This window comes from Paraburkholderia kururiensis JCM 10599 = LMG 19447, from assembly GCF_003986935.1.
In the GTDB taxonomy this organism is placed as follows: Bacteria; Pseudomonadota; Gammaproteobacteria; order Burkholderiales; family Burkholderiaceae; genus Paraburkholderia; species Paraburkholderia kururiensis.
In genome coordinates this window covers 75,717-99,879 of the sequence record NZ_RJZE01000011.1, presented here as the reverse complement: position 1 = coordinate 99,879, position 24,163 = coordinate 75,717, and the positions used below count along the sequence as shown (strand labels likewise).

General features: G+C 64.9%; 19 protein-coding genes. 15 read left to right on the top strand and 4 right to left on the bottom strand.

What is annotated here, in order from left to right:
- Entirely contained in the window at window positions 1–1,431 is a 1,431-nt protein-coding gene (locus tag PKKP23_RS15025; RefSeq protein WP_126877486.1) for a hypothetical protein, read from the top strand.
- 25 nt (window positions 1,432–1,456) lie between these two features.
- On the top strand, window positions 1,457–2,236 hold the full coding sequence (locus PKKP23_RS15020) for a hypothetical protein (RefSeq protein WP_240659021.1): 780 nt from the start codon (window positions 1,457–1,459) through the stop codon (window positions 2,234–2,236).
- 68 nt (window positions 2,237–2,304) lie between these two features.
- On the opposite strand, the gene PKKP23_RS15015 is transcribed toward PKKP23_RS15020, so the two are convergent.
- Window positions 2,305–4,842, bottom strand: coding sequence for an adenosylcobalamin-dependent ribonucleoside-diphosphate reductase (locus PKKP23_RS15015; protein ID WP_126877485.1), 2,538 nt, complete (start codon window positions 4,840–4,842; stop codon window positions 2,305–2,307).
- A gap of 300 nt (window positions 4,843–5,142) precedes the next feature.
- On the opposite strand from PKKP23_RS15015, the gene ubiU reads away from it, so the two are divergent.
- Genes ubiU through ubiT form a run of 3 tightly spaced genes read left to right on the top strand, consistent with a single transcriptional unit; the run spans window position 5,143 to window position 7,714 of the window.
- On the top strand, window positions 5,143–6,243 hold the full coding sequence (gene ubiU, locus PKKP23_RS15010; protein WP_240659019.1) for a ubiquinone anaerobic biosynthesis protein UbiU: 1,101 nt from the start codon (window positions 5,143–5,145) through the stop codon (window positions 6,241–6,243).
- Window positions 6,244–6,248: 5 nt separating this feature from the next.
- Window positions 6,249–7,247 (top strand): U32 family peptidase, encoded by a 999-nt coding sequence (locus tag PKKP23_RS15005; protein ID WP_126877484.1) that lies wholly within the window; start codon window positions 6,249–6,251, stop codon window positions 7,245–7,247.
- The gene (gene ubiT / locus PKKP23_RS15000; RefSeq protein ID WP_126877483.1) at window positions 7,244–7,714 is read left to right on the top strand and encodes a ubiquinone anaerobic biosynthesis accessory factor UbiT; all 471 of its coding nucleotides are present in this window, start codon (window positions 7,244–7,246) and stop codon (window positions 7,712–7,714) included. The genes PKKP23_RS15005 and ubiT overlap by 4 nt, the downstream gene beginning before the upstream one ends.
- A gap of 46 nt (window positions 7,715–7,760) precedes the next feature.
- On the opposite strand, the gene PKKP23_RS14995 is transcribed toward ubiT, so the two are convergent.
- Window positions 7,761–8,816: a GlxA family transcriptional regulator gene (locus PKKP23_RS14995; protein ID WP_126877482.1), complete on the bottom strand. Its 1,056-nt coding sequence runs from the start codon at window positions 8,814–8,816 to the stop codon at window positions 7,761–7,763.
- 483 nt (window positions 8,817–9,299) lie between these two features.
- Between PKKP23_RS14995 and PKKP23_RS14990 the strand changes: the two genes are divergently transcribed.
- From PKKP23_RS14990 to PKKP23_RS14945, 10 genes are all read left to right on the top strand, one after another.
- Window positions 9,300–10,574 carry a serine hydroxymethyltransferase gene (locus PKKP23_RS14990; RefSeq protein ID WP_126877481.1) on the top strand — a complete coding sequence of 425 codons (1,275 nt, stop codon included), beginning with the start codon at window positions 9,300–9,302 and terminating at the stop codon, window positions 10,572–10,574.
- A gap of 22 nt (window positions 10,575–10,596) precedes the next feature.
- Window positions 10,597–11,568 carry a dipeptidase gene (locus PKKP23_RS14985; RefSeq protein ID WP_017773741.1) on the top strand — a complete coding sequence of 324 codons (972 nt, stop codon included), beginning with the start codon at window positions 10,597–10,599 and terminating at the stop codon, window positions 11,566–11,568.
- A gap of 97 nt (window positions 11,569–11,665) precedes the next feature.
- Entirely contained in the window at window positions 11,666–12,217 is a 552-nt protein-coding gene (locus PKKP23_RS14980; RefSeq protein WP_126877480.1) for a DUF5943 domain-containing protein, read from the top strand.
- A 73-nt stretch (window positions 12,218–12,290) separates the two neighbouring features.
- Entirely contained in the window at window positions 12,291–14,354 is a 2,064-nt protein-coding gene (locus PKKP23_RS14975; RefSeq protein ID WP_126877479.1) for an NADH:flavin oxidoreductase, read from the top strand.
- Between the two features lie 2 nt (window positions 14,355–14,356).
- Window positions 14,357–16,300 carry a (Fe-S)-binding protein gene (locus tag PKKP23_RS14970; RefSeq protein ID WP_126877478.1) on the top strand — a complete coding sequence of 648 codons (1,944 nt, stop codon included), beginning with the start codon at window positions 14,357–14,359 and terminating at the stop codon, window positions 16,298–16,300.
- A gap of 13 nt (window positions 16,301–16,313) precedes the next feature.
- Complete coding sequence (locus PKKP23_RS14965) at window positions 16,314–17,492, top strand: electron transfer flavoprotein subunit alpha/FixB family protein (protein WP_126877477.1); 1,179 nt, start codon at window positions 16,314–16,316, stop codon at window positions 17,490–17,492.
- Between the two features lie 14 nt (window positions 17,493–17,506).
- Window positions 17,507–18,451 (top strand): electron transfer flavoprotein subunit beta/FixA family protein, encoded by a 945-nt coding sequence (locus PKKP23_RS14960; protein ID WP_126877567.1) that lies wholly within the window; start codon window positions 17,507–17,509, stop codon window positions 18,449–18,451.
- Window positions 18,452–18,539: 88 nt separating this feature from the next.
- Complete coding sequence (locus PKKP23_RS14955) at window positions 18,540–19,781, top strand: aromatic ring-hydroxylating oxygenase subunit alpha (protein WP_126877476.1); 1,242 nt, start codon at window positions 18,540–18,542, stop codon at window positions 19,779–19,781.
- A 72-nt stretch (window positions 19,782–19,853) separates the two neighbouring features.
- Window positions 19,854–21,011, top strand: coding sequence for an FAD-binding oxidoreductase (locus PKKP23_RS14950; protein ID WP_017775987.1), 1,158 nt, complete (start codon window positions 19,854–19,856; stop codon window positions 21,009–21,011).
- 154 nt (window positions 21,012–21,165) lie between these two features.
- On the top strand, window positions 21,166–22,047 hold the full coding sequence (locus PKKP23_RS14945; protein ID WP_126877475.1) for a glycine betaine ABC transporter substrate-binding protein: 882 nt from the start codon (window positions 21,166–21,168) through the stop codon (window positions 22,045–22,047).
- A 103-nt stretch (window positions 22,048–22,150) separates the two neighbouring features.
- On the opposite strand, the gene PKKP23_RS14940 is transcribed toward PKKP23_RS14945, so the two are convergent.
- Both PKKP23_RS14940 and PKKP23_RS14935 read right to left on the bottom strand, forming a co-directional pair.
- Window positions 22,151–23,050: a formyltetrahydrofolate deformylase gene (locus tag PKKP23_RS14940; protein WP_126877474.1), complete on the bottom strand. Its 900-nt coding sequence runs from the start codon at window positions 23,048–23,050 to the stop codon at window positions 22,151–22,153.
- A 176-nt stretch (window positions 23,051–23,226) separates the two neighbouring features.
- Window positions 23,227–24,141 carry a choline sulfate utilization transcriptional regulator gene (locus PKKP23_RS14935; protein ID WP_126877473.1) on the bottom strand — a complete coding sequence of 305 codons (915 nt, stop codon included), beginning with the start codon at window positions 24,139–24,141 and terminating at the stop codon, window positions 23,227–23,229.
- Window positions 24,142–24,163 lie beyond the last annotated feature (22 nt).

Below are 24,163 nucleotides of genomic sequence, written 5' to 3'. Positions count from 1 at the left end.
ATGGGCGACAGCGCTTTGATGCAGCACACAGTCTGTATCGACTTGCCCGGTGAGCCGGTGGATTGCTGGGCTGATACGGAGACGACGGTGTTACTTCGCAAACATCGGGATGTGATTTTCGATATACACATCAATAGCGGCGCCACTTACGTTGTCGAAGCAACCGACGATTGGATTTACGACGTTGCAAAGAAGAAGCGTGCCAAGCAAGGGCAGTTTTCCGATGGTCAGCGCTATCACGTCTGGATTAGCCGGGATTTCAAGGGAGAACTGCTGCTCAAGCGTGGTGGCAAGATTCTGTATCGTTATTCGATGAAGCAGTTCGGCGTATCGAATGTCGGTTCCGATCCAAAGGCCAAGCCGGAGCCCATTATCATCGCGGTCAGGGAAAATACGGCAACGCATCTTCCCCCAACATCTTCTTCCGCGCCGGTGGCTGCGACGGGTAATCGGTCGATGATCCAGTTTCCGGAGCCCGCTGTTCCTGATTACTTACGTTGGGGAGTCAGGTCCGATCCGCTGCTTTCGCCTACGCTGTCGCGTGATGCCATGGCATGTCCGTTGCCGATCAAACTGGCGCAGAGCACGACAGTTGAGCCTCTGCAGGAAGCGCATGTTCTTCAGGTCAACAAGGAATCAATCCCACAAGATGTCCTCGACGCGCTAGCATCGGGTGGTTCCGACGAGACTGCGCTCGATACCAACAAAATTACTACTCGTAACTGGTTGATCGCTCAACTGGCCGGTGCCACGGCCTTTCTTAACGACAACAAAGAATGGATCGGCGAGCTTTGGTCCGAAAAATTTCGCCTTACCAAGGTAGTTCACAAAAATGTCGGTGAAAGACTGTACGTGGTTTTTACTGGTAACCCGCGGTTGAGAAAGCTAATCACTGCTGCGCGCTATGGAGTGAAGAACGAAAAGGTGTTCACTATTGCCGGCGGTGCCGGTACGGTGGAGTCGGGCGCCGCCGCAGCGTGGGAAGGAAGCAAGGGCGCATTCAAAAAAGCAGGGCTGATCGCTTTGATATTTACGATAGCGCTCGATACCGCGGAGTGGCTGCATGACTATGAGCAGACTGGCCCCGATGGAAAGCGCAAGAAGGATTTCGCCGACCTGTTAGGCAAGATTGGTATCGATCTCGTCAAGGCCGGGCTCGGCGCCGCGATCGCTTCGGTACTCGTCGGTACGGTCGTGGCGCTGGTCGCGGGAACTGTCGCGGTTCCCGTCGCGGCCATCGTGGTCGGGACTATTTTCGTCGCAGCCGCTGTTGGGTATGGGCTGGACTGGGTCGACAAGAAAACGCACACCACCGAGCGCGTCACATCCTGGTTACGCTCCCTTGGCCAATCTCTGAAAGACGGTGCCGAGTATCTCGGAAAATCCATGCCTAAGGACTACGGTTCATACCCTCTGATGTATATGCCCTGAGTTCACCACCTGGAATCACATAACAATGTCAAGAGCACGCACGATCAGGCAGTCTTCTTCCGGCCTCAGCGACCCGGTCCGGGACGCCGCGAAAAAGGCGGCATGGGTTTGCGTATTGTTTCCGCTGCTGGCTGCCGGTGTGTCGTATGCGGCTTACGCTGATGATCTGGCCGTGTCTGAATGGCCTTGGCGAATTGCGGTAGTCGTTATGGTCGTATCGCTTGCCGCGCTGGGCGTGTTGCTCACGCGTGCAAGAGGATCGAACCTGTTGTGGGTGTTCGGGCTCACGCAATGTATTGGCTTCTTTGTTCTTTACTTTTTCTTCGGCGTTTTCGGCTACTTTTTTCTGTTCCTTTTTGCGCCGCTTCCCCCGCAGGTCAGGTGGCCGGGCTTGCTCGGAGGAATCGCGATAACGGGTTACTGGCTATACATGTCGAGAAAGAATGTGCTGCGCGTCGTTGAGCACACGGCATTTATCGGGAAAGCGTTCGAGGAACAGGCGGCCGAGTTCCAGTATGGCATGGAGGCCGGCATGCAGCAGTTCGAGCGACTGAGTACGGAGAAGTCGCCTTTTCCGAGACTTTTTGCGCTGGTTGTGGCCTGCATCGCGCCGTTTTATCTCATCGTGCAGCGCGTGTTGACAGCCAGCTTTGGAACGCCTGGCGTGCTGTTTTTTCTCGCGGTCATGGGCATGCCCGTTTCGCTCTGGTTTGCGGGCTTGCTGGTGCGGATCTACATCATCATGGTTGCGCTGCCGGCGCGACTCCGGCGAGAGCACAACAAGCCGGTCGTGGTGGCGCGCTGAAGTAAGGTGATGGAGCGCGGGTGCGTCTCATGGTCGACCAGGCCCACCGACGCACCCGCTCCGTTACTTCACCCACACGACCCAATCTCCCCGCACGCCGTGCAGAAGTCGCAACCGTCCTTGCGGATCACGGCGTTTGCGCCGCACGATCCGCACTTGCGGCCGAACATCGTGCGCGGTTCGGGCGTGTTGACGCTGGCTGCCGTTGCTTCGTCGGCGGCGCCGGCGTCGCTAGGGGCTGCTGTATCGAAGTCCCCGGCATGCATCGTCGTGCCGTGGCCCGCCATTGCGCCGCGCGGCAGCCTTGCGAGCAGACGCGAGGGCACCTGGTTGCCTTCGGCATCCAGAAAGCCGCGCCGGTGCAGGATCTGCTGGATCGCGTAAGCGAGCGCCGCCACTTCGGAGTCGTGCCAGAGCGGAATGCGGCGACCGTCCAGCCGCTGCGTTTCGCCCAGCCGCACCTGGCCGCGGTCCCATGAAACCTTGCGCATGTCCTGCAGATTGCGCGCCACGAACCCGCCGCGCGCGGCGAGCGAGAGCGAACGCATGGTCGCGGTAATCCACTGCTGCGACTCGTCGCGCTGGCCCACGGGAATGAAGAACTCGATGGGCCGTTCGATGGTGACTTCCTCGCCGCCCACGCGGCCCGTCACTTCCATGAATGAGACGGCCACGTAGAGCGACTTCTTGCCCAACTGCGTGAGGTATTCGACCTTTTCGATGATGGCGGGCAGCTCGCCCTTGGGGCGATGATCGATGGCGATACGCAGCGGGTCGAAGTCGGCTTCGGCGAGCGTGTCTTCGGGTTCGGTCGTGTGGAGCACGGCGCCCAGCGTTTCGTTCGGGCGATAGGTGGCGAGCCCCTTGAGGCCGCTTTGCCACGCGTCGAAGTAGAGGCTTTCGAAGTCGTTGAACGGGTAATCGGCGGGCACGTTGACCGTCTTCGAAATGGACGTGTCCACGTAGGGCTGCACCGCGGCCATCATTTGCAGGTGGTCGTGCGCCGACATTTCCAGCGCACTCACGAAGTAGTCGGGCAGGGCGTCCATGTCACCGCCCAGCTCGCGGTACACGCGGTACGCGTAGTCTTCCACGGCGAAGCTCTGCTTGCTGCCGTCGGCCATGACCTTGGTGCGCTGATAGGTCCACGAGAACGCGGGCTCGATGCCATTGGACGCGTTGTCCGCGAACGCGAGGCTCACCGTGCCCGTGGGCGCGATGGAAAGCAGGTGGCTGTTGCGGATGCCGTCGCGGCGAATGGCGTCCTTGATGTCGTCGGGCAGGCGCGAGGCAAAGGTGCCTTCGGCCAGGTACTGCTCGGCGTTGAAGAGCGGGAACGCGCCGCGTTCGCGGGCGAGTTCCACGGAGGCGCGATACGCCGAGTCGCGCATCACGCGCGCCACGCGCGTGGCGAACTCGCGGCCTTCGGGCGAGTTGTAGCGCAGACCCAGCATCACGAGCGTGTCGCCCAGCCCTGTGAAGCCGATGCCGATGCGGCGTTTCGCGTCCGCTTCCGCGCGCTGCTCGGGCAGCGGCCAGAGCGTGATGTCGAGCACGTCGTCGAGAAAGCGCACCTGCGTGCGCGTGCGCGCAATGAGCCCGTCCCAGTCGAACGTGCTTTCGCCGCCTTGCAGCTTCGCGAACGGGTCCAGCACGAAGCGCGTGAGATTGAGCGGTCCGAGGTTGCAGCAGCCGTAGGCGGGCAGCGGTTGCTCGCCGCACGGGTTGGTGGCGCGGATCGTTTCGATGGCGCGCAGGTTGTTGTCCTCGTTCATACGCGAGATGAACACGACGCCGGGCTCGGCCACGTCGTAGGTGGAGCGCATGATCATGTCCCAGATCGCCCGTGCGCTCTTTTCCGCGTAGACCCACAGGCCGTCTTCGCGTTGGTGCAGGTCGCCCGCGGCGCGCAGTGCCGGTGACGGTTCGGCGCGGTGCACGAGTTGCCAGGGCAGATCGGCTTCCACGGCCTGCATGAACGCATCCGTCACGGCCACGGAAATATTGAAGTTGTTCCAGCGGCCCTTCGAATGTTTCGCTTCGATGAATTCGAGCAGGTCGGGGTGATCGCAGTCGAGCACGGCCATCTGTGCGCCGCGGCGCGAGCCCGCGCTTTCCACGGTGCGGCACGAGGCGTCGAACACGTCGATGTAACTGCACGGTCCCGATGCGCTCGAACCGGTGGAATGCACGTAGGCGCCGCGCGGGCGAATGGCCGAAAAGTTGTAGCCGACCCCGCCGCCGCGCCGCATCGTTTCAGCGGCCTGGAGCAGTGCAACATAAATGCCGGGCAGGCCGCGGTCGTCCAGGCCCTGAATGCAGTCGCCCACCGGTTGTACGAAGCAGTTGATGAGCGTGGCCGCAATGCCGCTGCCCGCGGCGCTCATGATGCGGCCGGCGCCCAGCGCGCCGTGGCGCAGGTTGTCGACGAAGCGGGCCTCTATCTCGGCGCGCAGTTCCTGCGGCTCGGCCGCCGCGACACCGCGCGCGACGCGGCGGTAGATGTCGTCGGCGGTGCGCTCGTCGCCTTTGGCGTACTTTTCGAGCAGCACGTCGGTCGAGAACTTTTGCGGCGCGATCTGAAACTCGGATTCGATAGTTGCCATAGAGGGACCTGAACGGTGCGCAGTGAGGTGGTTGGAAAGCCGGACACTATAGCGACGGCGCTGCGACAACCAGGAGCGGTGCGTTGCCACATCAGTCGGCACATCAGTTGCCGCACGGGTTGCCACATGATGCGGTGGCGCGGGGTTGCTGCAATCCGTTGACGCGATCAATTGCGACGTTATTTGCCGCAATCGGGAAAACAACATCCCAACCTTAGCGCACGCGTCAGTTCGCCGCAATGCGTGCCAGAGGGGGCGTGGCATGATTGCCCATCCATTTTTCGAGGATCGCCGTTGCCCATGCGCACGATCGTCCCGCCTGCCGCTGAGGCGCAGGCATCGCTATCTGCTTCTGCTTCCACGACTGCCGTCCTACACCCGCCCCTCAGGATTCCCGAGCTCGTTTGCCCGGCAGGTAATCTGCCTGCACTGCGTACCGCCGTAGATGGCGGTGCCGATTGCGTCTACGTCGGCCTGCGCAACGACACCAACGCACGCGCTTTTCCCGGTCTCAACTTCGACGAAGCGACGCTCGCGCAAGGCATCGATTACGCGCATCGCGCGAATCGCAAAGTCTTGCTCGCGATCAATACCTACGCACATGGCCGCGACCTCTCGCGCTGGACCGCCGCCATCGATCTGGCCGCGCGCGTGGGCGTGGATGCGGCCATCGTGGCCGACCCCGTCGTGATGGCGTATGCGGCGCGGCAGCATCCCGAGCTGCGTCTGCATCTTTCGGTGCAAGGGTCGGTGACGAACCACGAAGGCATCAACTTTTTGCAGCGCGAGTTCGGCATTCAGCGCGCCGTGTTGCCGCGCGTGCTTTCGCTCGAACAGGTCGAGCAGACGGTGCGACAGACGTCGGTGGAGATCGAGGTGTTCGCGTTCGGCAGCCTGTGCGTGATGGTGGAGGGGCGCTGCATGCTCTCGGGGCACGCCACGGGCGAATCGCCGAATCTCAACGGCGTGTGCTCGCCGGCGCGCCACGTGCAGTGGGTCGAGCGCCAGGAGGGCACGCAAAAGCGGCTCGATGCGCGCCTCGGCGGTGTGCTCGTGGACAGCTACCGCGAGGACGACAAGGCCAGCTATCCGACCATCTGCAAAGGCCGTTTCGAGGTGGCCGGCAAGCGCTACTACGCGATGGAAGAGCCCGCGAGCCTCAACGCGCTCGAACTGTTGCCCGAGCTGGCGCGCATGGGCGTGGCGGCGGTGAAGATCGAAGGCCGTCAGCGCGGTCCCGCCTACACCGCGGCTGTCACACGCGTGTGGCGCGAAGCGCTCGATGCGCTCACGCGCGAAGGTGTCGCGGCGGGGCGCGCGGCGACATGGCACGCCGCGCTCGGCTCGCTTGCCGAGGGGCAGCAGGACACGCTCGGCGCCTATTCACGTCCATGGAAGTAAGCCTCATGAAGCTCGCGCTCGGTCCCATTCTTTATTACTGGCCTCGCAACCACGTCATGGCGTTCTATGCCGACGTGGCGGCTTCCGCGGCAGATGTCGTCTACGTCGGCGAGGTGGTGTGCTCGCGCCGTCACGAACTGCGCTTTTCGGATTGGGTCGCGATTGCGCGCGAACTGGCGTCGGCCGGCAAAGAGGTCGTGCTCTCCGCACTGGCACTCGCCGAAACCGAAGCGGACCTGCGCCAGGCGCGCAAGCTCGCCGAGAACGGCGAGTTCATGCCGGAAGTGAACGACATGTCCGCGCTCGCGCTCGTCGCGCGACGCATGCCTTTCGTGGCGGGGCCGCATCTCAACTGCTACAGCGCGCAGATGCTCGAATGGCTCGTGAGTCTGGGCGCACGGCGCTGGGTGACGCCCGTGGATTGCTCGCGTGCCACGCTGGCGGAAATTCGCGGCGGCATTACGGAGGCGAACGGCGCCGCGAGCGAGCCGCCCTGCGAGATCGAGTACTTCGCCTACGGCCGTGCGCCGCTCGCCTTTTCGGCACGCTGCTTCACCGCGCGTCATCACCATTTGCAGAAGGATCATTGCGAACGCCGCTGTATCGACGACCCCGAAGGCATGACCGCTTTCGCTCAGGATGGCAAACCGTTCGTCACGATCAACGGCATTCAGACGCAGACGGCGCAGGTGGTGAACCTGGCCGGCCACACACACGGTCTGGCGAGCGAAGGCGTATCGGTACTGCGCATCAGCCCGCAGGCGAATCGCACGGTGGCGGTGCTCGATATCTTCAAGGCGGTGTGCGACGGCGAACTCACGCCGCGGGATGCGTATCGCGAGGCCTGCGCGCAGCACGACGCACCGTCCTGCAACGGGTTCTGGTTCGGGGAGCCGGGCCTGGCTGAAAAGGCGGCCGCTAATGCAGGCATCGCAGACCTCACGAGTGTCACGCCAACCGGCGATCCATCCGCCGCAGCAGGCACGACCGGAGTCCGCGCATGAAGCTACCGAGCCCTGTGCCCCTGCTGCGCTACTGCGCGGCCCGTCTGCCCGCTACGCCGCTCGCGTATGCACTCTGTGTGGCGCTCAATCGCCACGTGCTGCCCGTGCTCGACACCGATACGCGTGCGTTGCTGTCCGGGTATCTCTACGAATTGAACGTGACGGACATCGGCCTCACCGTGCGCCTCACCGTGGGCGCGGATCGTTTCGAACCCTGGCGTGGGGAGGCACGAGCCCCGGACCTGATCGTCGCAGCGAGCGGCCCCGACTTCATCCGGCTCGCTGCGCGCGACGTGGATGCCGACACGCTGTTCTTCAGCCGGCGCCTCATCATGCAGGGCAGCACCGAACTCGGGCTGATCGTGCGCAACGCGGTGGAAGCTATCGACTTCGAGATGATGCCGGGCGGCGCGCTCATGCAGACGGCGCTGCGCCGCGCGGTTCAGGTGACGGCGCGATTCGCGTGAACGTGCGGGATATCAGCGAACGTATCAGCGAACGTATCAGGGAACTTCAGGCGGACAGAAACGCGTGGTGCGCTGAGGCTGCCGCTGGCGCCGGCACAGTGCCCGGAGCGCCCGGTGCGCCCACCACTTCGGCAAGCGGCGCCACCTGCTTGCGGCGCTCGCGCGTGGGCGCCGTGCCGAACGCATCGCGATAGCTCTTGCTGAAATGGCACGCGGACTGGAAGCCGCAGGCCATGGTGATGTGCATGATCGACATGTCGGTCTGCAGCAGCAACTCGCGTGCACGACGCAGACGCAGCGTGAGGTAGTAGTGCGTCGGCGTCATGCCCAGATGTTCGCGGAAAAGGCGCTGCAATTGCCGTTGCGACATGTTCGCGAGCCGCGCGAGTTCTTCGCGCGAGAGCGGCTCTTCGATGTTGTTCTCCATCAGCGAAATCACTTCGAACAGCGACTTGTTCGCTGAGCCAAGACGCGCCACGAGCGGCATGCGCTGCTGCGCGCTCGTATCGCGCACGTGCTCCACGATGAACTGTTCGGCAATCTGCGTCACGCGCGCCGTGCCGATGCGCGAGGCGATGAGGTTCAACATCATGTCGAGCGGCGCGACGCCGCCCGTGCAGGTCACGCGATCGCGGTCGATCACGAACAGCTCTTTCAAAAAGCGCGTGTCCGGAAACTCTTCCTTGAGCGCCGACATGTTTTCCCAGTGAATCGCACATGCGTAGCCCGCAAGCAAGCCGGCTTTCGCGAGCGCGTAGGTGCCGGTGCACAGGCTGCCGAGCGCCACGCCTTCGCGCGCGAAGCGACGCAGCGTGGCCAGATGCGTGGCCGTGGTTTCGCGCTGCACGTTGATGCCGCCGCAGACGAACACGATGTCGGGTTTGCCGACGCAGTCGGCGGGCCCCGTGTCCACGGAGAGGCCGTTGCTCGCGCTGACGAGGCCGCCGTCGGGGCTGATGACGGACCAACGGTAGAGCGGCTGCCCACTCAGGTAATTCGCCATGCGCAGCACTTCGATCGCGTTGGTGAACGCGATCATGGTGAAGTTGGGCAGCGGCATGAAAGCGAAGTGGGACAACGACGCGGTACGGTCGGGCGACATGGTGCGGTGTTCCTTCGGCTCTCTGACTTCGGCTCTACAGCTTGACGGCCGGTGGGGCGCGGCCGCATTTATTCTCGTGTTGATGGCAACAAGCGTGCCATACGTTGTAACCCTGGCCAAACCCTGGCGAAACCCCGGCCAAACCCTTATTCGTCCCACTTATCGAGCATTCGCACGGTCGTGCTGTGCACCTGCACTGTGCGGCGCGAGCACCGTGGGCGGGCGCGCGCCGCACGCAAGCGGTGCTCCTGAAGGGTGTTTGCGCTGCAAAGCAGCATTGGCAGTGCGGCCTGCTTTTTCCGACGCTTGAAAGCCGACTTGTCCAAAACGGACTCGCATGGCGGAAATGGAAAAGAACGCGTCTGAATTCATCAATTGGCGCAAAAGGCGAAAGACAAGAATAGAGCCGTCGGCAGCCCTGAGCCTTATGTGCTGCGCTTCGCATGCCTGAATACGCTGCTTTTCCTGACCAACGGACGCCCCATGTCGAACGCCACCCCTTTCTTTACGCAGACCCTCGCCGAACGCGACGCGCCCGTGCGCAGCGCGGTGCTGAAGGAACTCGAGCGGCAGCAGTCGCAGGTCGAACTGATCGCCTCGGAAAACATCGTCTCGCGCGCTGTGCTGGAAGCGCAGGGCTCGGTGCTGACCAACAAGTACGCGGAAGGTTATCCCGGCAAGCGTTACTACGGCGGTTGCGAATATGTGGATGAGGTCGAAGCGCTCGCCATCGATCGCATCAAGACGCTTTTCAACGCGAGCTATGCGAACGTGCAGCCGCATTCGGGCGCGCAGGCCAACGGCGCCGTAATGCTCGCGCTCGCGAAGCCCGGCGACACGGTGCTGGGCATGTCGCTGGATGCGGGCGGGCACCTCACGCACGGCGCGAAGCCCGCGCTCTCGGGCAAGTGGTTCAACGCCGTGCAGTACGGCGTGGACCGCGAGACGCTGCGCATCGACTACGACCAGGTGGAAAAGCTCGCGCACGAGCACAAGCCGACGCTCATCATCGCGGGCTTCTCCGCGTATCCGCGTGTGCTCGACTTCGCACGCTTTCGCGCGATTGCCGACAGCGTGGGCGCGAAGCTGATGGTGGATATGGCGCACATCGCCGGCATCATCGCCGCGGGGCGTCATCCGAGCCCTGTCGGCCACGCGCATGTTGTGACTTCGACCACGCACAAGACGCTGCGCGGCCCGCGCGGCGGCTTCGTGCTCACGAACGACGAAGACATCGCGAAGAAGATCAACTCCGCGGTGTTCCCGGGGCTGCAAGGCGGCCCGCTCATGCACGTGATCGCGGGCAAGGCTGTAGCCTTCGGCGAAGCGCTGCATGCAGATTTCAAGACCTATATCGACAGCGTGCTCGCCAACGCGCAGGCGCTGGGCGAAGTGCTGAAAGAAGGCGGCGTGGACCTCGTCACGGGCGGCACGGACAACCATCTGCTGCTCGTCGATCTGCGCCCGAAGGGCCTCAAGGGTACGCAGGTGGAGCAGGCGCTGGAACGCGCGGGCATCACCTGCAACAAGAACGGCATTCCCTTCGATACCGAGAAGCCCACGGTGACCTCGGGCATTCGCCTCGGCTCGCCGGCCGGCACCACGCGCGGTTTCGGCGTCGCGGAGTTCCGCGAGATCGGGCGCCTCATTCTCGATGTGTTCGATGCGCTGCGCGAGCACCCCGAAGGCCATGCGCCTACCGAGCAGCGCGTGCGCCGCGAGATCTTCGCGCTGTGCGAGCGCTTCCCGATCTACTGAACCCGAACCACGGAGCTACGGCATGAGCACCCTGCACGAGAACAGCATCATCATCGACGGTCTGAACATCTCGAAGTTCGACCGTTCGGTGTTCGAAGACATGAGAAAAGGCGGCATCACGGCGGCGAACTGCACGGTGTCCGTGTGGGAGAGCTTCGCGAAGACCGTGGACAACATCGCGCTCATGAAGCAGCAGATCCGCGCGAACAGCGAACTGCTCACGCTCGTACGCACCACCGAAGACATTGCGCGTGCGAAGAAGGAGAACCGCACGGGCGTGATTCTCGGCTTCCAGAACGCGCATGCGTTCGAAGACAACATCGGCTACATCGAAGCATTCGCCGACATGGGCGTGCGCGTGGTGCAGCTTTGCTACAACACGCAGAACCTCGTGGGCACCGGCTGCTACGAGCGAGACGGCGGGCTCTCCGACTTCGGCCGCGAAGTCATTACGGAGATGAACCGCGTGGGCATCATGGTCGATCTGTCGCACGTGGGCAGCAATACGTCTTCGGAAGCCATCGCGTTTTCGAAGAAGCCGGTCTGCTATTCGCACTGCCTGCCTTCGGGCCTGAAAGAGCATCCGCGCAACAAGTCCGACGCGCAGTTGAAAGAGATTGCGGACGCAGGCGGCTTCGTGGGCGTGACGATGTTCGCGCCGTTCCTGAAGCGCGGCATCGACGCCACCATCGACGACTACATCGAAGCCATCGACTACGTGGTGAACCTGATCGGCGAAGACGCCGTAGGCATCGGCACGGACTTCACGCAGGGCTACAGCGTGGACTTCTTCGACTGGCTCACGCACGACAAGGGCCGCTACCGCCGCCTCACGAACTTCGGCAAGGTGGTGAACCCCGAAGGCATTCGCACTATCGGCGAATTTCCGAACCTGACGCAGGCGATGGAGCGCGCCGGCTGGAGCGAGACGCGCATCCGCAAGATCATGGGCGAGAACTGGGTGCGCGTGTTTCGCGACGTGTGGGGCGCGTAAGGCTTCAGCGCCTTACGACCCGACACACGACCACGCTCGTCCATTACGACACGCCACACACCGAAGAACCTCACGCTCACCCCACGGAGCTTTCGCGATGCAACCGCAACTGCCCATCGACGTCGATGCCGAAACCGGCGTCTGGACCACCGACGCGCTGCCCATGCTGTACGTGCCGCGTCACTTCTTCACGAACAACCACACCGCTGTGGAAGAGGCGCTGGGCCGCGAGGCCTACGCCGGCATTCTGTACCAGGCCGGCTACAAGTCGGCGTACCACTGGTGCGACAAGGAAGCGAAGCAGCACGGCATCAGCGGCATGGCGGTGTTCGAGCATTACCTGAAGCGTTTGTCGCAACGCGGCTGGGGTCTGTTCCGCATCGTCGAGGCGGACCCCGCCAGTGCACATGCACGCATCGAACTGCGCCACTCGTCGTTCGTGCTCGCGCAGCCGGGCAAAGCGGGCAAGCTCTGCTACATGTTCGCCGGCTGGTTCGCCGGCGCGATGGACTGGGTCAATGACACCAGCGACACCAGCGACACGAGCGGCGCCAGCGGACACGCACCGCGTGCGCAGTCGAAGGAAGTGCAGTGCGCGGCCGAAGGCCACGACCACTGCATCTTCGAAGTGTCGCCGCTCGCGAACTGAACGACTTGTACCGGTCTGCCGGGCACGCCCCACACCGACTCAATCCCCACACCCACGCCCGAGGTTGTCTGCGATGCGTTACCCCAACCTGTTCAAACCGCTCGCGCTGAACCAGCTCACGCTGCGCAACCGCATCGTCAGCACGGCGCACGCGGAAGTCTATGCGGAGCCCGGCGGGCTGCCCGGCGACCGCTACATCCGTTACTACGAGGAAAAGGCGAAGGGCGGTGTGGGCCTTGCCGTGTGCGGCGGGTCGAGCCCGGTTTCGATCGATAGCCCGCAGGGGTGGTGGAAGTCCGTCAACCTTGCGACGGACCGCGTGATCGATCCGCTCGGGCGGCTGGCCGAAGCCATGCATCGGCACGGCGCGAAGATCATGATCCAGGCCACGCACATGGGCCGCCGCTCGGCGTTTCACGGCGAGCACTGGCCGCATCTGATGTCGCCTTCGGGCGTGCGCGAGCCCGTGCACCGCGGCAACGCGAAGATCATCGAGGTGGAGGAAATCCGCCGCATCATCGGCGACTTCGCGACCGCGGCGAAGCGCGTGCAGCAGGCCGGCATGGACGGCATCGAAATTTCCGCGGCCCACCAGCACCTTATCGACCAGTTCTGGAGCCCGCGCACCAACTTCCGCACCGACGAGTGGGGCGGCAGCCTGCAGAACCGGCTGCGGTTCGGCATCGAAGTGTTGAAAGCCGTGCGCGAGGCTGTGGGCCGTGACTTCTGCGTGGGCCTGCGCATGTGCGGCGACGAGTTCCACGAAGACGGGCTCGACCACGAGCAGTTGAAAGAGATCGCGCAAGCCATGGCGGAAACGGGCTTGATCGACTACGTCGGCGTGATCGGTTCCGGTGCGGACACGCACAACACGCTCGCCAACTGCATGCCGCCCATGGCGTTGCCGCCCGAGCCGTTCGTGCATCTGGCCGCGGGCATCAAGTCGGTCGTGAAGCTGCCCGTCATGCACGCGCAGAGCATTCGCGACGCGGGCCAGGCCGAACGCCTGCTCGCCACGGGCATGATTGACCTCGTGGGCATGACGCGCGCGCAGATTGCGGATCCGCACATGGTCATCAAGATTCGCGACGGACGCGAAGACGAGATCAAGCAGTGCGTGGGCGCGAACTACTGCATCGACCGCCAGTACAACGGCCTCGACGTGCTCTGCGTGCAGAACGCCGCGACGTCGCGCGAAGCCACCATGCCGCACGTCATCGAAAAAACGCGCGGGCCGCGCCGCAAGGTGGTCGTGGTGGGCGCGGGGCCGGCAGGACTCGAAGCGGCGCGCGTGGCGCGTTCGCGTGGTCACGACGTGGTGCTGTTCGAAAAGAGCGACGCGGTGGGCGGCCAGATCCTGCTCGCCGCGAAGGCGCCACAGCGCGAACAGATGGCCGGCATCGTGCGCTGGTTCGACATGGAAACGAAGCGCCTTGGCGTAGACCGGCGCCTGGGTGTGGCCGCCGACGAGAAAACCATCATGGCCGAGAAGCCCGACATCGTGGTGCTGGCCACGGGCGGCTCGAGCTTCACGCAGCAGGTGCCCGCGTGGGGCGTGGCCGAAGGCCTCGCCGTGAGCGCGTGGGACATTCTCTCGGGCAACGTGCAGCCCATGCAGAACGTGCTGGTCTATGACGGCGTGAGCACGCATGCGGGCGCCGGCGTGGCCGACTTCATCGCGAGCCGCGGCTCGAAGGTGGAGATCGTCACGCCCGACGTGAAGGTGGCCGACGACGTGGGCGGCACCACGTTCCCCATCTTCTATCGCCGGCTCTACGCGCAGGGCGTGATCCACACGCCGAACTACTGGCTCGACCGCGTCTATGAAGAGAACGGCAAGAAGATCGCCGTGATCCGCAACGAGTACACCGAGGAACAGGAAGAGCGCGCCGTCGATCAGGTGGTGATCGAAAACGGCGTCACGCCCAACGACGCGCTCTACTGGAAGCTCAAGCCCGAGTCCGTGAACCGTGGCCAGGTGGACGTGCACAAGCTCTTCGCGGCGGAGCCGCAGCCGTCGCTTGCCGAAGAACTCGGCAACGGGCGCTTCCTGCTGTTCCGCGTGGGCGACTGCATCTCCATGCACAACATTCACGGTGCGATCTACGACGCACTGCGTCTTTGCAAGGACTTCTAGCCATGAGCCCGGCGTTCCTCATCACCGCGCTGCTGTGGGTTTCGGTGGCGGGCCTCGCGTTCGCGGTCGCGAAGCGCGCGTCGTACTGGAAGCTCGGGCGCGCCACGGCGGCGGGCGCGTTCGGCTTCGCGAACCTGCTCGCCATTCCGAAGCGCTATTTCGTCGATCTGCATCACGTCGTGGCGCGCGACCCGTACATCGCGAAGACCCACATCGCCACCGCGGGCGGCGCGATTGCGGCGTTCGCGCTGGTGTTCGTCAATTACGGGCTCGCCATTTACTCGCCATGGCTCGACCGCCTGATCCTGCTCTGCGCGCTTGCGATGCTGGTGGGCGCCGTGTTCGTGTGGCGTCGCCGTCACGACACGAAAGGCGTGCCCGCGCGGCTGTCGCGCGGACCATGGAACACGCTGCCGTGGCTGCTCGGTTCGTTCGCGCTGGGGCTCGCGCTCTACGTGGCGGTGCCGGCCGGGGCGATGTCGGGCGGGCTCGCCGTGATCTTCGCGCTGCTCATCGCGGCCGGTGCGTTCGCGATGACGTTCGGCGCGGCACGCGGCGGTCCGATGAAACACGCCATCGCGGGGCTGCTGCATCTCGCGTTTCATCCGCGCCAGGAACGTTTTTCCGTGAAAAAGACGGCGGAAAAAGCAGCACAAACAGCGACGCAACGCGACGCCGTGCCGCCCACCGCGCTCAAGGCGCCCGCGCTGGACCACAACGAGTACGGCGTAGGCAAGCCCGTCGAATTCCGCTGGAACCAGTTGCTGAGCTTCGATGCGTGCGTCCAGTGCGGCAAGTGCGAAGCCGCGTGCCCGGCGTTCGCGGCAGGCCAGCCGCTCAATCCGAAGAAGCTGATTCAGGACCTCGTGACGGGCATGGTGGGCGGCACGGATTCGGCCTACGCGGGCAGCCCGACGCCGGGCATTCCGGTGGGCCGTCATGGCGGCGAGCCGCAGCGTCCCATCGTGTCGAGCCTGATCGAAGCGGACACCCTCTGGTCGTGCACCACGTGCCGCGCCTGCGTTCACGAGTGCCCCATGCTGATCGAGCACGTGGACGCCATCGTCGACATGCGCCGCAACCAGACGCTCGTGCACGGCGAAGTGCCGGGCAAGGGCCCCGAGGTGCTCGCGAACCTGCGCGAGACGGGCACGGCGGGCGGCTATGACCGCGCGGCGCGCTACGACTGGTCCGTGGATCTCAACGCACCGCTCGCGCAGCCGGGCAAGCCCGTGGACGTGCTGCTCGTAGCAGGCGAAGGCGCGTTCGACATGCGCTACCAGCGCACGCTGCGTGCGCTCGTGAAGGTGCTGAACCAGGCCGGCGTGGACTACGCGGTACTGGGCGCGGGCGAAACCGACACCGGCGACGTGGCCCGGCGCCTCGGCGACGAAGCGACGTTCCAGCAACTCGCGGCCACGATGATCCAGACGCTTTCCACGCTCACGTTCCGGCGTATCGTCACGGCGGACCCGCACGTGATGCACAGCCTGCGCAACGAGTACCGCGCGTTCGGCGGGCGCTACGAAGTGCTGCATCACACCACGCTGCTCGCGCAACTGGTGGACGCGGGCACGCTCGCGCCGAAGGCGGCCGAGGCGCTGGCGAGCCGTCGCATCACGTATCACGACCCGTGTTATCTCGGCCGCTACAACGGCGAAACGGACGCACCGCGCAAGCTCCTGAAGACCATCGGCATTCAGGTGGTGGAGATGGAGCGCCACGGCACGCGCGGCCGCTGCTGCGGCGGCGGAGGCGGCGCACCGCTCACCGACATTCCGGGCAAGCAGCGCATTCCCGACATCCGCATGGCCGACGCACGCGCCGTGGGCGCCGAGGTGGTCGCGGTGGGTTGCCCGAACTGCACGGCGATGCTGGAAGGCGTGGTGGGGCCGAGGCCCGAAGTGCTCGACGTGGCCGAACTCGTTGCCGCGTCGCTGGATTGAACGGAGCCGCGCCATGAACACGATCAAACGTATCGATCCGCGCCGGCCGTTCGTCATCACGGCCGCCGGTCTCAAACGCATCACGCTGGGCGAAGCGGGCAGCGCTGACGGTTCGCTCGACGCGAGCGCTGCCGCGGCCTCGCTGCACGGGCGCGCAGCCGCGAAGCCGCGCCGCACCGTAGAGCCCGCGCAGCGCACGATTCTCGTGGCCGCGCACAGCGACCGCGGCGCGCTCGACGAGCATGCACGCGAAACGGTTGCGGCCGCCGCGCTGATGGCCGACGCGAAGACGCAGGTCGCCCTGATGGTATTCGGCGAATTGAAAGAAGACGCCGCCGCGCTGGGCGCTGACAAGGTGATCGAACTCGCGGCCTTCGACCGTCGCGCGTTTGCCCCTGAAAGCGAGGTGCAGGCGCTCGCCGCCTGCGCGGCGCAGTTCGCGCCCGTGCATATCCTGCTGCCCGACAACGCTGCGGGCGACGGCGATCTGGGCCGCCGCTACGCAGCCCAGGCGGGCGCGAGTGTGGCCGCGCACGTGGTGGAGATCGACGCCGCACACGTGAGCGTCTACGTGCACGCGAAGAAGGCCGTGGCGAAGCGCACGGTGCCCGAGGTCGTGTTGCTCGCGCCGGGTGCCGTCGATTCGCGCTTGCCGTTCGTGGGCGCAGGCGAAGCCATGCAGATGGGCAGCTTCGACACGGCGGCGTCTGCAGCCGCGCGTTATCGCGATCTCGGTATCGAGGAAACGGATGCGTCGCAGGTGGCGCTCGAAGAAGCCGACTTCATCGTGTCGGCCGGCAACGGCGTGACGGACATCGCCGCATTCGAAGCGCTCGCGGGCGTGCTGGGCGCAGCCATCGGCGCGAGCCGCGTGGCCGTGGACAACGGCCACTTCACGCGCGACAAGCAGGTGGGCGCCACGGGCAAGACGGTGCAGGCGAGCGTCTACATCGCGTTCGGCATTTCGGGGGCGGTTCAGCACTTGCAGGGCATCAAGGACTGCCGCCACGTGATTGCCGTGAATCTGGACGCGAGCGCGCCCATTGCCAAACGTGCAGACCTGACCATCGTGGGCGACACGCGGGAAACCATTGCGTCGCTGACCGAGGCCATCGCGCGCGCCCGTGCCGCGCATGGCGAAGCGAGCCGCGCCGCGGGCGCGCCAACCGTCGTGGAGGGAGTCGCGGCATGAACGCACGAGACAACATGGAAGCACGCGAGGCAGCGCGCCTGAAGCGCATCGCGGTGCTCGTTTCGGTGGGGCGGCATCCCGTGAGCGGGGTGGCGCGCTATAGCCGCAACGACGCGGCGGCGCTGGAAATCGGCCGCACGTTGGCGGGACGCTGGGGCGCCCAGCTCGACGTGCTGCACGCGGGCGACGCCCGGAACCCGGCGCTGGAAGCGTATCTGGCGCTCGGCGCCGAACGCGTCGAAGTGCTTGCGTGCGGCAATGCAACTGAAGACGACGAGGGCGCCGCTGTGGCCGCGCTGGCGGCCCGCGTGCAGGGTTACGACCTGGTGCTCACGGGCACCTGCGCCGAGGGCGCCTTCGACAGCGGCCTGCTGCCGTATCAGCTTGCGGACCGGCTGGGTTATCCGCTCGTGAACGCGGCCGTGGAAGTTGCGCCGGAGCCGGGCGCGTCAGGTGCGCCTGCGGCGGTGCGCGTGCGCCAGTTCTTGCCGAAGGGCCTGCGCCGCGCGGTGGCGGTGACGCTGCCTGCTGTGGTAGCCGTGCACCCGCTCGCGGCCGTGGCGCCGCGCTATGCCTATGCGCGGCTGCGTGCTGGGGAAATCGTGCCGGGTCGGCCCGCGACGGCGGCTGCTCAGTCGGGGTCTAAGCAAGCCGCGCGGCCAGGCTTGCAACCCGGCTCACAACCCGGCTCGCAGCAGGCGTCGCTTTCGGGGCGCGAACAAGGCGGCCCGGCAGACCGGCAACCCGCAGCCACGACCGCTGCCGCCTGGACCATCGGCCCCATCGAGCGCAAGCCGGTGCGGCTTGCCGCCGCCGAAAAGCGCTCCGGCCATGCCCGCATGCTCTCCGCTACCACGACTGAAAGCCGGGGCGGCAGCGTCGTAATTGAAGGGACTTCGGTCGAAAAAGCACAAGTGATTCTCGGCTATTTGCGGGAGCATCAACTCATCGATTACTAGCCCGCGGGCGAACCGTTCACGACCCAGCCCCCGGCCAGGATTCCAGAAACAGGCTCAAGCCGCCCCATTACGCTTTCCGGAGCACAAGATGAAAGTATCGGCAGACGTGCGCGCGCTCATCGAACGGCGCAAGAAGGGTTACAGCCTCGAAGCACCGTTCTATCTGAGCGATGAGATTTTCGCGCTCGACATGGAGGCCATTTTCCGCCAGCACTGGATCCAGGTCGGCGTGGAGCCCGACGTTCCCGAACCCGGCGACTACGTCACGGTGGAACTGGGCCACGACTCGATCCTGATCGTGCGCGACGACGATATGCAGGTGCGCGCATTCCACAACGTCTGCCGCCATCGCGGCGCGCGGCTGTGCAACGAGGACAAGGGGTCGGTGGGCAACATCGTCTGCCCGTATCACAGCTGGACCTACAACCTCACGGGCGACCTGATGTTCGCCGAGCACATGGGCGAGCAGTTCGACCGCTGCAAGCACAGCCTGAAGCCTGTGCACCTGCAGAGCCTGGCGGGCCTGCTTTTCGTGTGCCTTGCCGACGAGCCGCCCGTCGACTTCGAGCTGATGCGCGCCGCCATGGAGCCGTACATGCTCCCGCACGACCTGCCGAACTGCAAGATCGCGGCGCAAGTCGACATCATCGAAAAGGGCAACTGGAAGCTCACGATGGAGAACAACCGCGAGTGCTATCACTGCGTGGCCAACCATCCCGAACTCACCATCTCGCTCTACGAATACGGCTTCGGCTACCAGCCGTCGCCCGCGAACGCCGAAGGCATGGCCGCGTTCGAGCGCACCTGTGTGGAACGTGCCGCGCAATGGGAGTCGATGGATCTGCCTTCGGTGGAGATCGACCGCCTCACGGACGTCACGGGCTTTCGCACGCAGCGCCTGCCGCTCGACCGCAGCGGCGAGTCGCAGACGCTCGACGCCAAGGTGGCCTCGAAGAAGCTGCTGGGCGAGTTCCGGCAGGCGGACCTGGGCGGCCTCTCGTTCTGGACGCAGCCGAATTCGTGGCATCACTTCATGAGCGACCACATCGTGACGTTCTCGGTCATTCCGCTGTCGGCCGGCGAAACGCTGGTGCGCACGAAATGGCTCGTGCACAAAGACGCGAAAGAGGGCGTGGATTACGACGTGAAGAACCTCACGGCCGTCTGGAACGCGACCAACGACCAGGACCGCGCGCTCGTGGAGTATTCGCAGCGCGGCGCTTCGAGCAGCGCCTACGAGCCGGGCCCGTATTCGCCGTTCACGGAAGGCCTCGTCGAGAAGTTCTGCGAGTGGTACATCGGCCGCCTCGAAGCGCAGATCGAAAAGTGAGCGTTCGTGGGTGCGCGTGACGTGGACTCATGAAGCGCGTAGACCCACGCCTCATGGCAACAGGAGCAGACAATGATGCGGGATGCGGCCACCTTTGAGCCCGTGGAAAGCCGTGTGACGAAGCCGGAATTCTGGCGCGCGTTGCCCGCGCGCTGGACGAGCGAAGACGAGGAAGCGCTGGTGTGCTGCCACGTCCGGCAGGAAACGCACGACGTGAAGAGCTTTTTCTTCCGCTCGCCGCAGGGCCGCGCGTTCGTGTTCGAGCCAGGACAATTCATCACACTCGAACTCGAGATAGACGGCGAGACCATCAACCGCTGCTACACGATTTCGTCGGCGCCTACGCGGCCGCATACCATTTCGATTACCGTGAAGCGCGTGCCGGGCGGCAAGGTGTCGAACTGGCTGCACGACAATCTGCAGGCGGGCATGAGCGTGCGCGTGCTGGGCCCGGCCGGCGAATTCACGTGCGCGCGGCATCCGGCGCGCAAGTTTCTGTTTCTCTCCGCGGGTTCGGGCGTCACGCCACTGATGTCGATGAGCCGCGCGCACCACGAACTGGGCGACGACCAGGACATCGTGTTCGTGCACAGCGCCCGCACGCCCGACGACATCATCTTTGCTCGCGAACTCGATCTCATTGCGTCGAACCAGGCGAACTTTCGCACCTCGTTCGTTTGCGAGCGGCTGGGCGCGCGCACGAACTGGCCTGGCGTCACGGGCTTTCTCACGCTGCCGCTGTTGAAGCTGATTGCGCCGGACTTCATGGAGCGAGAGGTATTCACGTGCGGCCCGGCGCCGTATATGAAGGCCGTGCGCGATCTGCTGGACGAAGCGGGCTTCGATCGCAGCCACTACCACGAAGAGAGCTTTTCGTTCGAGACGCTGGCCGCCGAAAATGCGGCAAGCGGGGCGGCGACCGAAGGCAGCGAGGCGGATGCGCAGTCGCAGGCCGGCCATGGTGTCGCGCGTTTTGCCGTGAGCTTCGCGCGCAGCAATCGCGAGATCACGTGCGGTGCCGATCAACCGGTGCTCACCGCCGCGCGCGAGGCCGGCGTGAGGTTGCCCGCCTCGTGCACGCAGGGCATGTGCGGCACCTGCAAGGTCAAGCTCGTCTCGGGCCAGGTCGACATGAAGCACAACGGCGGCATTCGCCAGCGCGAAATCGACCAGGGCATGGTGTTGTTGTGTTGTAGCAAGCCGCTTTCGGATCTCGTCGTCGACAAGTAGCGAAAGGCGTGTCATGGCGCGCGTGTTTGCACACGTCGTTACACGCGTCGCAATTCGACAATCACGTGTCGCAATGTCTTTAGCGAGTCGATTTCTGGCTGGTGATTCTGAAGGCTCGGGACCGCGCGGACGTGCGGCGAACAGGAGATCGACAATGAAACCCTTGAAGAGAAAGATGCTGTGCGGCGCGGTGGGCGCTGCGCTCGTGGTGGCGATGAGTGCGTCGTTCAGCACGGGTGCCGTGGCCGACACGAAACCGACCATCAAGATCGGTTATGTGGAAGGCTGGGACGACAGCGTGGCCACCTCGAACGTGGCCAAACGCGTGATCGAAAAACGCCTCGGCTACCAGGTGGAACTGGTGCCGGTAGCGGCAGGCATGATGTGGCAGGGCGTGGCGCGCGGCGACCTGGACGCGACGCTCTCCGCATGGCTGCCCGTCACGCAGGGCGCGTACTGGGACAAGTTCAAGACGCAAGTGAAAGACCTCGGCGTGAATTTCCCTGACGCCAAGATCGGGCTGATCGTGCCGGCCAACGCGCCCGCGAACAGTCTGGCCGACATCGAAGCACAGAAGGCGGCGTTCGGCGGCCGTATCGTCGGGATCGACGCCGGCGCCGGCGTGATGAAGAAGACCGCGGACGCCATCAAGGCCTACAACCTCGACTATCAGCTCATGCCGAGTTCCGGCGCGGCAATGACGGCCGAACTCGCGCGCGAGATCCAGGCCAACAAGCCCGTGATCGTGACGGGCTGGGCGCCGCACTGGATGTTCGCCAAGTGGAAGCTCAAATTCCTCGACGACCCGAAGAAGGTATTCGGCGAGGCCGAGCACGTGGACAACGTGATCAATCCGTCACTTGAAACGAAGGCGCCGCCGGTGGTCTCGTTCCTCAAGAAATTCCAGTGGAAGCCGGGCGAAATCGACAGCGTGATGCTGGCCGCGCAGAACGGCACCAAGCCGGAGGCCGCGGCCGATGCCTGGATCGCCGCACACACCGATCGCGTCGACAGCTGGGTGGCGGGCGCGCATTAATGCGTCTTCTGACGCGAATGGCTTGAACGTAGTGAAGCGGTATCAGTGAAGTTCCAGCGCGGACCCTTCCGGTCCGCGCTTTTTCGTTGACGGCGCTACGCTGTCAAAGCACCACCGTCCTCTCCCCATTGATGAATACGCGCCGCTCCACGAACGCCTTCACGGCGCGTGCGAGCGTGATGCATTCCACGTCGCGTCCCACGGCGAGCAACTGCTCGGGCCGGTAGGCGTGATCCACGCGCTCCACCACCTGTTCGATGATCGGGCCTTCGTCCAGATCGTCGGTGACGAAGTGCGCCGTTGCGCCGATCAGCTTCACCCCGCGCGCATGCGCCTGGTGATAGGGCCGCGCGCCCTTGAAGCCGGGCAGAAACGAGTGATGGATGTTGATGGCGCGGCCCGCGAGGCTGCGGCTCGTGGCGTCGGACAGTATCTGCATGTAGCGCGCGAGAATCATCAGCTCGGCGCCGGTGCGTTCGAAGAGATCGAGCAGTTGCGCTTCCTGCGTCGCGCGGGTTTCCGCGGTCACAGGCAGATGCCAGAACGGCAAGCCGTGCTGCGCCGCAAGCGGTTCGAAGTCGGGATGATTCGAGCCGATGCCTACGATATCCACCGCAAGCTCGCCCATGCGCCAGCGGAACAGCAGGTCGGCAAGGCAGTGTTCGAGCTTCGAGACCATGATGAGCACCTTGGGCCGCACGGTCATGTCGTGGATGGCCCAGCGCATCTGGAAATCCGCAGCCACGGGTGCGAATTCGCACTTGAGTGTGTCGATCTGCAACGAGGTGTCCGAAGCGGCCACACCGTCGCCGGTGCCGTGGCCTGTGCCATGAAAGACGCAGCGCACGAAGAAGCGTGCGCTGATGTCGTCGTCGAATACGGTGAGTTCGTCGATGTAGCAGCGATGCCGGTCCAGACATCCCACCACGGCGGCCACCTGGCCGGCGGCGCTGGGGCAGTCGAGCGTCAGGGCGTATTGATGCGAGCGAGCGGTGGCGGTCATGCGGGTTCTCTCCGGTTGGCGTGAAATACCCGCGCGGCGGCTGCGCATGCGTCAGCACGCGCGGCAAACTATTACGCAGGTAGCCGAAGTAAACCAGCGCCACGTGTGCCGCGAATAGAACCGATGCGCCGTGCTGCTGGTATCCACACGTCAGCGCTTCGCAACGCGGGCGGCGCCTACATACCGGGCTGCGCAACCTCCGCGAGCAGCCAGCGCCGGAACAGCGGCGTGGCTGCCGCTTCGGGCCGCGCGGGCGGGCAGACCAGAAAGTAGCCGCTCGAGGTCTTCACGGGCTCGCCACAGAGGCGAACCAGTTGCCCTGTTGCCACCAGTTCATCGACGAGCGGCCGCCAGCCGAGCGCAATGCCCTGATTCATCAGCGCGGCGTGGATAACGAGCGCGTAGCTGTTGAACATCATGCCGTGCCGCTCGTCGGGCGCTTCGAGTTGCTGCGCCGCAAACCAGCCGCGCCACGAGAGCCAGCGCTCGGGCTGCGTCGGTTGCACGTGCAGCAGCGGCAGATGCGCGAGGCCTGCGGGCGTGGCGGCCTCGGGATGCGCGGCGAGAAACGCCGGCGAGCACACGGGTGTCACTTCTTCCTGGAAGAGCCGCGTGGACGTGCAAGGCGCCCAGTCGCCGTTGCCGAACGCAATGGCGATGTCGGCGTGATCGCGGTGCGGATCGTAGCCGTGCTGCGAGGTGACGATCTTCACGCTCAAACCCGGCAGACTTTCCTTCAAACGCATGAGGCGCGGCATGAGCCAGTAGGTGGCGAAACCGAAGTCGGTGAGCAGGGTGAGGGCTTCATTGGAGCGTCGCGCGCGAATGTCGGCCGCCGCCACGCGAATGGATTCGAGGCTCACGCGCACGGCCTCGTAAAGACGTTCGCCGTCGGGCGTGAGCGTGACGCCGCGCGGGGTGCGCTCGAAGAGCGGCGCACCCAGGTCGTTTTCGAGCTGCACGATGCGCTGGCTCACCGCGGGCTGCGTGGCGCCCAGTTCGCGCGCCGCGGCCGAAAAGCTCGTGAGGCGCGCGGCCGACTCGAATACGGCGAGCGCCTGCATGGGCGGCAAGCGGTCCTGCTCGGTCATAACGGCCCCTTATGTCCTTATA